We start from the raw sequence: 11,719 nt of genomic DNA, 5'->3' as shown, positions 1-11,719 counted from the left end.
TTTGTGTTTAATGTTAAAACTCTCTGTGCAACTCAGTGAGTTCTCTGAGTAACTCTGTGTTATATTTTAATTTCATTCTTGCATTAAACTTGGTTGCTGAGCTTGTCGAAGTATCAATTTCCACCCGGCACCCTCAATTTCTTCTGATCCTCCAAATAGCGTTTCACCGCGATCAAAGCTGCCAAATGCGCTTCTTTCGCATTATTTTCCTTTAGTTTTTCAGCTGAATAATACTTTTTAACAAAGCTTGTGTCAAAATTTCCAGAACGAAAAGCGTCGTGCTCACAAACAAACGTTCCAAAAGGAAGGGTCGTGTCAATGCCTTCAATGTGATAATTATTAATGGCGTTTAGCATTTCATCAATAGCTTCAGCTCTTGTTTCGCCATAGGTGATTAATTTTGCCAACATCGGATCATAATAAATAGGGATATCCATGCCTTCTTCAAAGCCGTTGTCGACTCTGATGTTTTTGCCAATTGGTAATTGATACGCCTCTAAATGTCCAACGCTCGGTAAAAAATCGTTCAACGGATCTTCAGCATAAACACGCAGTTCCAAAGCATGACCTTTAATTTTTAAATCTTCCTGTTTTAGAGGTAAAACTTCGCCTCGAGCCACACGGATCTGTAATTCGACCAAATCGGTATTGGTAATGAGTTCCGTAACCGGATGTTCAACCTGGAGACGTGTGTTCATTTCTAAAAAATAGAAATTGAGGTTTTCATCCAATAAAAATTCTACAGTTCCAGCACCCACATAATCACAGGCTTTTGCCACTTTTACAGCAGCTTCTCCCATTTCTGCACGTAATTCGGGCGTTAAAACGAAAGAAGGAGCTTCTTCAACAACTTTTTGATGACGCCTTTGAATGCTGCATTCCCGCTCAAAAAGATGAATAATATTGCCATGCATATCGGCCATGACTTGAATTTCAATATGACGTGGCGAACTGACGTATTTCTCGATAAATACGGATCCATCCCCAAAAGCCGAAGTGGCTTCGCTAATAGCACGATTCATTTGACTTTCCAATTCCGAGACTTTTTCAACCACGCGCATCCCTTTTCCACCACCACCTGCAGCGGCTTTGATCAAAATAGGATAGCCAATGGCATTGGCAATGTGTTTCGCTTTCTCAACATCCGTAATCGCTTCATCAATACCGGGAACCATGGGGATGTTATAATGTTTGACAGCCTCTTTGGCGGCCAATTTATTACCCATCATTTCTATAGCCTTGGATTTTGGACCGATAAAAATCAGACCATTGGTTTCGCAAGCTTCTGCAAAAGCAGCATTCTCACTTAAAAATCCGTATCCAGGATGAATAGCGTCAACATTTAAGCTTTTGGCGACTTCGATGATTTTATCGCCCAATAAATAGGATTGATTGGAAGGGCCTTCACCAATTAAAACCGCTACATCCGCATATCTGACATGAGGCGACTTCCTATCAGCAGTAGAATAGATAGCAACAGTTTTGATGCCCATTTTCTTTGCCGTCTTCATGACGCGAATGGCGATTTCTCCTCGATTTGCAACTAATATTTTTTTCATTGAAAAACTTGTTTTTCATTCCTGCGTAGGCGGGAATCTCAATTAAACCAGCGAACACAGGTATCCCTTTTTTTAACCACGAATTCACGAATAATGTTCTATTTGGGATCGTGATTTCTGTTTGTTGTTTATAATCTTCAGTAATTTCACTTGTTTCAAAAAAGACATTTCGTCTTACTCAAACTCAATCAATATTTGATTCTTGTCAACCGCATCTCCTTTTTGGACAGAAATCGATTTGATAAACCCGTCTCTTGGGGAGCTGATGACGTTTTCCATTTTCATGGCCTCTAGGATTAAAAGCGAATCGTTTTCCTTGACTTCATCGCCAACTTTTACATTCATTGCAAGAATCAACCCGGGCATTGGGGCCATGATTTCATTAACCAGTTTCGAACTCCCAAGTTCAAAGCCTAAGTGTTTTATTAAAATATCTAAAGCATTGAATATGTTAATGTTATATATGTTATTATTGACTTTTACTTTATATGCTTTTTTAGTAAAATTACTATCTATTATTTCAGCCTTATATGATTTACCATCCTGTAGTATATGGTATTTTAAATGGGAGGTTTCAATGGTGTCTAACGATTTTATATCCTCATTGGATACTGAAAGTTCCAGTGCTCCATTAACCTTCACTTGGTATGTTTTATTCATAGTGTTTTGTCATTAATGGTTGAAAAGTTACGATTTTATGAGGGATATTAAAACCTATTTGATTTAAGAAAATAATGTTCCAATTTAAAGGATTTCGATTTTTTGAGGAGTGCTGTCGTCTTAAGGAATATGAGAGCGGCAATCAGTGCATCACCGGGCGCGGTATGCCGATCTATCAAATTAATAGCATAGGCCTCTGCAATGTCGTCAAGTGAATATTGGGCGCGTTTATCAATAAAATTGGATTTGATTCGAGTGTTGGCATAGAGATCCATGGTATCGATAACTTTATTTTTCAAATTTGGCAAATCCATTCGGTTCAATGCCGCATTGATCATTTGAATATCGAAGCTCGCATGGTGGGCAATTAATACGGCATCTTCAATATAATTCAGAAATTGCTTCATGGCATCTTCCTCAGAAAATTTCGTTGTCATACCATGTTGGCGAATACCGTGAATAGGGACGCTTTCTGGATTAAAATGGGACTGTTTTAAATAGATTTCCAAGGATTCAGCGACTGAAATCTCATTTCCAACAATAGACACGGCACCGATAGACAATATTCGGTCGATATAGAAATCAAAACCAGTGGTTTCGGTATCCAGAGCGACAAACCGTGACAACTCCAAAGTCTTTTTTTCCTTTTTTTCAAAGTGTTGCAGATACGCTTCCCAATAGTCCGGATATTTCTTTTTTTTGAAGGTCCAGATCATCCCTTAAAATTACTTAGATTATACTTCAGTTTGATGGATTCCTGAACCTTTGCTATGGTTTTAAAACACCGTTTCAATTTCATTTTCTCTTCTTTAGTCAATGCTGCTAATTCGATAAATCGACCGTTATCGTTATGGAGCAAGCCATGTTTTGTGCGGAATTTGAGCAGCGCTTTTGAAGTATAGGAACAGGATAGGTAGAATTCTTTATTCTCGGGAAATAATTCAGCCATTTTTTCAAATCGTTCAGCTGTATTATTAATGTTTTTAATTTGATTGGATAGTGCAAATAGGCGGCCGGCATCTACAATAGGCATGATGGCACGTTTTTTAATGTCGAAAAAATCTTTATACTCACCATCTTGTTCTACCAAAAACTGTCTAAAAAAACCAAGTGGTGAAGCGCTCCTAAGTGCATTCGCTGCAAGCTTGGATAAGAACATATGGTTGTTTTTTGTGATTTCGAATATATGATCCGAGAGTTGGTTGGTAAGATTGGCATCGCCAAAACTGATGTCGAAGTCGAAAAAAATAGAGGATAGCAATATTTCGTCATCTCCAGTGTTTGAAGTCCATTGAATAAACTGATTTTTCCATTCGTCCAAACTTAAACACCATTTAGAATTTTTTGCCATGATGTCGGCCGGGCAAAAGTCAAAGCCCACAGCATCGAGCCGTTTATTAACTTTTTTTGCGAGCAACAGGAAATACGCTCTTACATTTTCCAATTCCTCGGCTGCAACATTTTCAAACACGATGGCATTGTCTTGATCTGTCTGCAATAATTGCTCTTTTCTTCCTTGGTTGCCCATGGACATCCAGGCAAACTTCACAGGAGGTTGCTTTTCCATTTTCACTATACAACGCTCAATAGTGCGCTTAATGGTCGCATCATTCAGTTCAAATATTATTTTACTGGTTTGGGTCAAATGGATATCTTGTTCCACAAAACCCTTTAAAAGCACCATTATTTTTTTGCTGATATGCTTTAATTGTTTTGTGGATTGGGAGCGCTTGATGGCTTTCATCAAAATTGTTGGATTGCTGCCCCGCATCACATTGATGTCGTTTTGTGAAATGACACCTATGATTTTTGAATTTGGAGTACCATCTGCTGTGACACATAAATGACTGACATTGTGCTTCATCATTGTGAGTTGTGCCTGGCTGATGGACACACCTTTTGGGTAGCACAAAACAGGCCAGCTCATGATCTGGCTTGCATGGTCTTCGATGCTCTTTTCGCCAGTGACAACCTGGTTGCGTAAATCTTCATCCGTTATAATGCCAATGGGAAGACCATCATCTTCAATGACTATGGATCCAATGTGATGTTGCTTCATCAATTGTGCGATGTCTTTAATTTTAGTGTCCGCCTTGGCTGTAATGACCTTTTTTACGTAGCGCACAGGCTGAAGTTCAAAAAGTTCTTTATCGTTTTCCACCACTTCCAAGCGATTGTCATACAATGAGCCATGGATTTCTTTTGAAAAAGGATTTTCAGTATTGGACGCGAAGCTTTCTATGAGAAAGTCAACAACACCTCTGTTTTGGGTTATTAACGGCTTAAAAGTGGCCAATGGGATGCCGTAAAGGATACTTTCTTCTTCAGTAATGGCATCGGTGGCATAGTTTTCATTGGCAAAAAGAGGTCGGAGTCCGAAAATATCGCCTTCATCAAATCGATCGACCGTTTCCAGTTTTGAATTAATCTCCTTTTCCAGTGCAATGGCACCTTTGTGAATTATATAGAATCTTTCGTGAGGAGCCTCGCCTGCAGCATAGACCTTTTTGCCTTTTTCGAGGTAGGTAATTGTTACTACTTTTGCGATAGCATATAAATCCTCTTTTGAAAGTTGGTCAAAAGGAGGGAAGTTTTTTATGAAATCGGCAATTCTTTCAGCTATGGTATTTTTCATTCCTATAAAATTAATCAAAAAAAGTGGCAATCGATATTCAAATTTTCTTTGTTTACTGTTCTTTATTTAGGTCGGAAATAGGATATGTTTTGATGTCGTCTGATGGCTCTCCTTGAAAGTAAAAATCCTATAAATAGGGACACAAATGCACCGATCCAAATTCCAGGTACAAAATCGATGAACAAGAAAAAGTCATAAGCGCCGTGAAAAAGAACGGCAAGAAATAGGCCCGTGAGATTTAAAACGACCCTGTTTTTGGAAAATTTTGCTTTTCCCATAAAATAGCCCATGAGGATGGCGAAGGTCGCATGCGCAGGAACGGCCGTAAACGCTCTAATAATAGCAACTTCCATTCCACCTTGCAGCACGTACATGATGTTTTCTGTCGCTGCAAAACCCATGGATACCATGACCGCATACACAATCCCGTCAAAAGGTTCGTTGTAGTCTTCATTGGGTTGCGAGTAATAACGGATGATGATGTATTTGCTAAATTCTTCTGACAAACCTACCACAAAAAAGGCTTTGATGAATTGTTCAAAAATGCTATCCTGATTGTTTAAGGGGAGTGGGATTTCAATAATGATATAAAGTAATGTGGTAATGGTGACGCTGACAATCGCACCTAACATAAAATTGTAAAACAATAATCGGGTGGGTTCTTTTTCGTATTTATCCTTTATATACACGTAAAATATAATCACAAAAACAGGAACGATGGCTAACAAAAATAAGGTCATATTTTTTATTTATGATAGTCTACGTTCGATGGCATGAATAACTTCAAGATAATAAGGGGTGTTACTCGAAATGAAATGGCCATTAAGATCACTGTTTTCCAATAATTCTCTAAATTCAGGGATGGATACGAACTTAACCTGTGCCACCTCTTCTTTATCCAAGATGAAATCTTCTAAAGTATAATCAATTTTAGCGATAAACGTATGGTGGAATTCGTTGTCCTTGATGTCGTTGGCATAACTCTGAAAACAGTCGTAAACGCCGATTTTTTCTAAGTTGCTTTCTGGAATCTCAATCCCGATTTCCTCTCGTGTTTCCCGTATAGCAGCGTGCTTAATGTTTTCTCCAGCATCGACGTGCCCGGCTACAGAAACGTCCCATAACAATGGATAAATGGTTTTAGAAGCGGCGCGTTGCGCCAATAATATTTTGGCATTAGCATTATAAAACCACACATGCGCCGTGTTGTGGTAATAGCCTTTGCTGTGGATTTCAGATTTTAGGCAACTCTTTCCAGTGGCTGAGCCGTCTGCATTTATAATGTCGATATATTCGTCGTTCTCCATCTTAAGTCATCACGGATTTTAAACAGTTTACAAATTTGTCGAAATCATTTTCCGTATTAAAAAAATGACAGGATAAACGTACATAAGCACCTCTGAAAGAAACAAATATATGTCTTTCGAGTAAAGCTTTCTTAAACCGTTTAACATCGACCGTTTCAGGTAGTTTAAGCCCGAAAAGATGATGACTTCTGAAAGTATCATCTTCAATATAACAGCCTAAAGCTCGTAAGTCTGCTACAGCTTTCGTCGAAATGTCCTTACAATAGTCTTGTACCGCTTGAGGCGTCCATAGAATAACTTGTTTTAGAGCTTCCAATTGCATTTTGACATAGATGAAACTTCCGCTTTCGCCAACAGCATATCTATTGGCTAAAGGCTTATATTCAGATTGGTATTGCGTCAAATCGGCCAACTTGTGACTGTCCAATCGGTTGGTCCAGTTTTCTTCCAAAGGTTCGCCGTTATCAAAATAAGGACCATAATAAGCATATCCGCAGCCATAGGGTCCGAAAAGCCATTTGTATCCCGCACAAATTAAAGCATCTGGTTGGATGTCTTTGACCGAAAATGGCAAAGCGCCAATGGATTGGCTGCCATCAATAATCAACAATGCATTGTGTTGTCGGGTTTTTGCTCTAATCGCTTTTAGGTCGAATAAAACACCGCTCGACCAATGGATATGTCCCATAGCAACCACAGCTGTTGAATCATCAATAGCATTTAAAATAGCTTCATTCCATAATTTACCGCGATTGGTTTTAGTTTCTGGCGCTTCAACTATTTTTAAATGGGAATGATATTTGTCGGCCAATTTCTTCCAGGAATAATAATTACTTGGGAATTGTTCCTGCATTAAAACGACATTATCTCCCGGATTTAATTTGATGTTATTTGCCACGGTGGCGATTCCGTAAGAAACGGAAGGGATGGTTGTAATTCGTTCGTATTCATTTGTCTCAATAATTTGAGCGAACCTTTTCTTTAACTCAATAACCGGTTCAAAAAAATCAGATGGTGGAATCAAATAGGGCCTGCTTTTTTCCAACACAGCTTCAATCCCTGCTGTTTCCACTGCTTTAAACGACGGCGAAAGACTCGCCGTGTTTAAATAGCAAATGTCATCAGGAATATCAAACAGCTGTTTTTGTTGCAGTGCGTTCATTATTTATCAAAATAACTGAACGTGTCGTTTTCCTTGATGTTTAATAAGGATTCATAAATCAATCGGATGACATTTTCAACATCCTCTTTATGTACCATTTCAACGGTCGTGTGCATATAACGCAATGGTAAAGAAATCAAAGCACTCGCCACACCCATACCGCTATAAGCAAAAGCATCGGTATCGGTTCCCGTCGCTCTAGAGCAGGCAGAACGTTGGAAAGGTATTTTTTGAGCTTCCGCCGTATCTGTAATCAAATCTCTTAATTTTTGTTGCACAGCAGGAGCATAGGCGATAACAGGGCCTAATCCTAATTCCAAATGACCTTCTACTTTTTTGTCGATCATAGGCGTTGTCGTGTCATGTGTTACGTCAGTTACAATGGCCACGTTAGGTTTGATGCGTTCGGCGATCATCTCTGCGCCCCGTAAACCGATTTCTTCCTGAACAGAATTTGTAATATAAAGTCCGAAAGGAAGTTTCTTTTTGTTTTCGTGCAATAAACGCGCAACTTGGGCTATCATAAAGCCGCCAATACGATTATCGAGAGCGCGACATACAAATTTGTCGTTATTCAAAATATGGAAAGTGTCAGGATAAGTGATCACACAGCCGACGTGAACGCCCATTTTTTCGACTTCTTCCTTGTTTTTTGCACCCACATCAATCGTGATGTTTTCTACTTTTGGTGTTTCTTCTTTGGCTTTGTCTCGCGTGTGAATGGCAGGCCATCCAAAAACACCTTTAACGATGCCGTTTTTTGTATGGATATTGACAATTTTACTGGGCGCAATTTGATGGTCACTACCACCATTTCTGATGACGTAAATCAGACCATTATCTGTGATATAGTTGACATACCATGAAATTTCATCGGCATGGCCTTCAATAACTACTTTGTATTTTGCATCTGGATTGATGACACCAACGGCCGTTCCGTAGGTATCCGTTATAAATTCATCAACATAAGGTTTGAGATAATCCATCCATAATTCCTGCCCTGTCCATTCGTATCCTGTAGGTGATGCATTGTTGAGATAGTTTTCTAAAAACTCTAATGATTTGTCGTTTAAAATGTTCTTTTTTGCCATGGGTAAATATTTTGTCTAAAATTAATAATATTAATAGGATTTTAAGGTTAATGCTTATGTAAATTCTTAATTTTGGAATGATTTTAGCGCCATTGCACTGATGAAGTTGATAACCTACATTTTTATTTTTATACCGTTTTTTCTGATGGCCCAAGTTGAGCCTGAAGAAGATTCCACGGCGGTAGACTACTATTATATTGATGGAGATTCGATTCCTGTGTCTATCATTAATTTGGATCCTGTGGTGTTGATGGGCAAGTTGAAATACGGGAGTAAGGAAGATCGCGTACGTTATTTGATTTTGAAACGACGAACAATAAAAGTATATCCTTACGCTAAACTCGCAGCGGAACGCTTGGTTGAACTCAACAGTCGACTGGAAACCTTAAAGCGAAAAAGTGACCAACGCAGGTATGCCAAGATTATCCAGAAATATATCGAAGAAGAATTTTCGGAAGAATTAAAAAAACTGACGCGAAAAGAAGGTCAGATTTTGGTGAAGCTGATTCATCGTCAAACAGGCCAAACGACTTTTCAGTTAATTAAGGAATTGCGAAGTGGCTGGCGTGCGTTTTGGTTTAATAATACGGCAAGATTGTTTGATATTTCTTTAAAGGAAGAGTTTAATCCTTTGAAAGTGAGCGAAGATTATCTCATCGAGGATATTTTAGAACGTGCTTTTCAGGACGGAAAACTGGAGCGTCAAAAATCAGCATTCCCGATTGATTATTTAGAACTCACTAAAAAGTGGTCCTCCAAAACAGTTAAAAACTAATGCGCATACAATCTGATTTTGAAGAAAAACTAAATGTCTGGACTCATGGATTTGGCGCTGTTTTAGGAATTGCTGGATTAGCCTTATTAGTCAGTTTTAAAGAGCACAAATCAGATTGGAGTTTATTTAGCGTGATTGTTTATGGCGTTTCCATTATCATTCTCTTTTCTGCATCTGCCATTTATCATTCGGTTTCTAGTGAAAAGCGAAAGCATTACTTTAGAATCATCGACCATATCGGCATTTACCTTTTAATTGCTGGTACTTATACGCCAGTGACGTTAATCGCCTTAAATAATAGTTTAGGCTGGCCGTTATTTTGGACCGTTTGGGCAATTGCAGGTTTTGGGCTGATTCTTAAATTGTTTTTTACGGGAAAATTCGAGATTATTTCCACCTTACTTTATTTGGTAATGGGATGGTTGATTGTCTTTGATTTCACTAACCTCTCTGAACTGATTGGTCCCAATGGCCTCATTCTATTTATTGCAGGCGGCGCTTTCTACACATTAGGCATTATTTTTTATGCCGTTCATAAAATCCCTTACAATCATGTCATTTGGCATTTATTTGTGCTTGGTGGCGCCATTTGCCATTATTTGATGATTTTCTTTTATGTGTTGTAAAAGCACATTTCTTATGAGCGGAATTTGTCTTCTCCCCATTTTGAAGGGTTATTGATGATATAATTTGAAATAGTATTGAATGACCGTTCATCTCTAATTATATGATCGTAGAATCGGGTTTGCCATCCAAAATCCAAATTTAGGCGGTTGGCGTGTTTGGTCACGGCAGATTTATAGCCGCCAATGAGGGAGGATACAGAGTTTTTTCCAGGATTTCGAAATCGGTTTTCGCCGATGGATTTTTGGGGATTTTCATTTGTATACGCGTGCACATCCGCATCCACATCACGAAGAGACAAGGCATGCCTTGTCTTTACCTCGGGATCATGACCAGGATCATGACCAAGATCACGACCAAGATCAGGGTTTATGATTATGATGCCATGGATATGGTTCGGCATCACCACAAATTCGCCTAGCGTCATGTTTTTTGAGTGGTTTTTTATTTCGTGCCAAAATACATCTGCCAAAACACCAACATTGCTCAAATTCATTTTATTATTGACGACCTCTCCAAAATAATGCTTTCTATCTTTAGTGCAGATGGTTATAAAATATGCTCCTTCCCAACGATAATCCCAAGTTTGCAAGCGGGCAGATGGGATACGATATTTATTATGAAATTTATCAGCCATTGCATTTACAATTTTAAGGAAGTTATCACATCGGTCACATATTTCAGCGCAATTTACTCACATCAATATTGAATAACTCGGCGGCATTCTTCCAAAAGATCATTTCTTTCTTGTCATCTGCCAATTCCAATTGATCCATAAATTTCAAATAAGACTTCATGTTGCTTATTGGCCAATCGGTGCCATAAAGTAGATATTTTGGATCGCCAGCATAGGTAATCATTTCCTCGATTTCCTTTTTCATGTAGCGCTCAAATTTATCCGAGAAATCGCCCAACACCAAGCCAGAAATATCAGCATGGACATTTTTGTTTTTATAAACCACTTCCATACAATCTCTAATCCAAGGATTTCCCACATGGCAGATCACAATCTTTAAATCGGGATAATCGACCGCCAAATCATCAATATGAATAGGATGGGAGAATTTTATTTTTCCGTTTGGAGCGTAGGTGTCGCCTGAATGGAACATGACAGGCACATCAAATTCAATCGCCATTTCATACATGACTTTAAACCGAATATCATTTGGATAAAATGGTTCATAACCTGGATAAAATTTTAGGCCTTTGATGAGTCCGTCGTCAAGAAATTCGCTGAGCTCACGTAAATCTTTATAATCATAATTCAAATAACTTACACCGGCTACAACGCCCAAATTATCTCTGTTGCTGATGGCTTCAACGACTTTTTTGGTGCTGGGTCTGTGTTCATTCACTTTGTAGGACGACAATACCAATGAATAATCCACCTTATTATCGGCCATGGTTTTTGTTAATAGATCGAGGCTATCTTCAAGAGAAACCACACGGTCTTCATGGTAGTTGTTAATATGGGTATGGACGTCAATGATCATGGTGAATTAAGTTTTAGTGTTTGTTAACAATATCGAGAAAATTTGAGAGAAAGGCAAATTAGTAGGCAGTCTTCAGTCTTCAGTAAGGAGTTGGAATTTAATTTAGAATTTATTTTCAGATTTTGACATCGGTCATCTGTCATCCGTCATCTAACATTAATTTTACGCGTCAATAAAATCCTTATAGTCTTCAAAGAAATCTTCAAAAAGAGCCATTTTTTCATTGAAAAACTCCATCACATCTCGCCAATTATTCTTGTTGTGAATGGATACTTTCTGATTTAAAGGAACATAGATTCTTGAGATTTCCTTGCCGTTTTCTAAGAAATATTCTTCTTCATAAACCACTTCTGGTAAAAACTCCTCAGTTAGAATAGTCTTTAGAGATTGTAGTTTATCCCAGTAGTTGATCC

13 protein-coding genes are annotated in these 11,719 nt (G+C 38.4%); 2 read left to right on the top strand and 11 right to left on the bottom strand.

What is annotated here, in order from left to right; translation table 11 throughout:
* Window positions 1-113: 113 nt before the first annotated feature.
* The 8 genes from ABIQ28_RS12420 to ABIQ28_RS12385 all read right to left on the bottom strand — a co-directional run bounded on the left by ABIQ28_RS12420 (window position 114) and on the right by ABIQ28_RS12385 (window position 8,414).
* Window positions 114-1,559 carry an acetyl-CoA carboxylase biotin carboxylase subunit gene (locus ABIQ28_RS12420; protein WP_348037774.1) on the bottom strand — a complete coding sequence of 482 codons (1,446 nt, stop codon included), beginning with the start codon at window positions 1,557-1,559 and terminating at the stop codon, window positions 114-116.
* A 174-nt stretch (window positions 1,560-1,733) separates the two neighbouring features.
* Window positions 1,734-2,219, bottom strand: a complete 486-nt coding sequence (locus tag ABIQ28_RS12415; protein ID WP_348037772.1) for an acetyl-CoA carboxylase biotin carboxyl carrier protein subunit — start codon at window positions 2,217-2,219, stop codon at window positions 1,734-1,736.
* Between the two features lie 47 nt (window positions 2,220-2,266).
* Window positions 2,267-2,935 carry a 3'-5' exonuclease gene (locus ABIQ28_RS12410; protein ID WP_348037770.1) on the bottom strand — a complete coding sequence of 223 codons (669 nt, stop codon included), beginning with the start codon at window positions 2,933-2,935 and terminating at the stop codon, window positions 2,267-2,269.
* Complete coding sequence (locus ABIQ28_RS12405; RefSeq protein ID WP_348037768.1) at window positions 2,932-4,854, bottom strand: DUF294 nucleotidyltransferase-like domain-containing protein; 1,923 nt, start codon at window positions 4,852-4,854, stop codon at window positions 2,932-2,934. The genes ABIQ28_RS12410 and ABIQ28_RS12405 overlap by 4 nt, the downstream gene beginning before the upstream one ends.
* 62 nt (window positions 4,855-4,916) lie before the next feature.
* Window positions 4,917-5,594 (bottom strand): PrsW family glutamic-type intramembrane protease, encoded by a 678-nt coding sequence (locus ABIQ28_RS12400; RefSeq protein ID WP_348037766.1) that lies wholly within the window; start codon window positions 5,592-5,594, stop codon window positions 4,917-4,919.
* 9 nt (window positions 5,595-5,603) lie between these two features.
* The gene (locus ABIQ28_RS12395) at window positions 5,604-6,161 is read right to left on the bottom strand and encodes an NUDIX domain-containing protein (RefSeq protein WP_348037764.1); all 558 of its coding nucleotides are present in this window, start codon (window positions 6,159-6,161) and stop codon (window positions 5,604-5,606) included.
* Between the two features lies 1 nt (window position 6,162).
* Window positions 6,163-7,323 carry an aminotransferase class V-fold PLP-dependent enzyme gene (locus ABIQ28_RS12390; protein WP_348037762.1) on the bottom strand — a complete coding sequence of 387 codons (1,161 nt, stop codon included), beginning with the start codon at window positions 7,321-7,323 and terminating at the stop codon, window positions 6,163-6,165.
* Window positions 7,323-8,414 carry a M42 family metallopeptidase gene (locus tag ABIQ28_RS12385; RefSeq protein ID WP_348037760.1) on the bottom strand — a complete coding sequence of 364 codons (1,092 nt, stop codon included), beginning with the start codon at window positions 8,412-8,414 and terminating at the stop codon, window positions 7,323-7,325. Before ABIQ28_RS12385 ends, ABIQ28_RS12390 begins: the two co-directional genes overlap by 1 nt.
* Window positions 8,415-8,514: 100 nt before the next feature.
* On the opposite strand from ABIQ28_RS12385, the gene ABIQ28_RS12380 reads away from it, so the two are divergent.
* Both ABIQ28_RS12380 and ABIQ28_RS12375 read left to right on the top strand, forming a co-directional pair.
* Entirely contained in the window at window positions 8,515-9,189 is a 675-nt protein-coding gene (locus tag ABIQ28_RS12380; protein ID WP_348037758.1) for a DUF4294 domain-containing protein, read from the top strand.
* Complete coding sequence (locus tag ABIQ28_RS12375) at window positions 9,189-9,815, top strand: hemolysin III family protein (protein ID WP_348037756.1); 627 nt, start codon at window positions 9,189-9,191, stop codon at window positions 9,813-9,815. Before ABIQ28_RS12380 ends, ABIQ28_RS12375 begins: the two co-directional genes overlap by 1 nt.
* 11 nt (window positions 9,816-9,826) lie before the next feature.
* Here ABIQ28_RS12375 and ABIQ28_RS12370 read toward each other — a convergent pair whose 3' ends face one another.
* From ABIQ28_RS12370 to ABIQ28_RS12360, 3 genes are all read right to left on the bottom strand, one after another.
* On the bottom strand, window positions 9,827-10,450 hold the full coding sequence (locus tag ABIQ28_RS12370) for a transposase (protein ID WP_348037754.1): 624 nt from the start codon (window positions 10,448-10,450) through the stop codon (window positions 9,827-9,829).
* A gap of 43 nt (window positions 10,451-10,493) precedes the next feature.
* Window positions 10,494-11,306, bottom strand: coding sequence for an amidohydrolase family protein (locus tag ABIQ28_RS12365; RefSeq protein ID WP_348037752.1), 813 nt, complete (start codon window positions 11,304-11,306; stop codon window positions 10,494-10,496).
* Window positions 11,307-11,468: 162 nt separating this feature from the next.
* Window positions 11,469-11,719, bottom strand: a 251-nt coding sequence (locus tag ABIQ28_RS12360) for a DUF4268 domain-containing protein (RefSeq protein ID WP_348037750.1), incomplete at its 5' end; no start/stop codon positions are given.

This window comes from Gelidibacter sp., from assembly GCF_039916245.1.
Classification (GTDB): Bacteria; Bacteroidota; Bacteroidia; order Flavobacteriales; family Flavobacteriaceae; genus Gelidibacter.
This window is presented reverse-complemented; position numbering and strand designations above follow the sequence as displayed.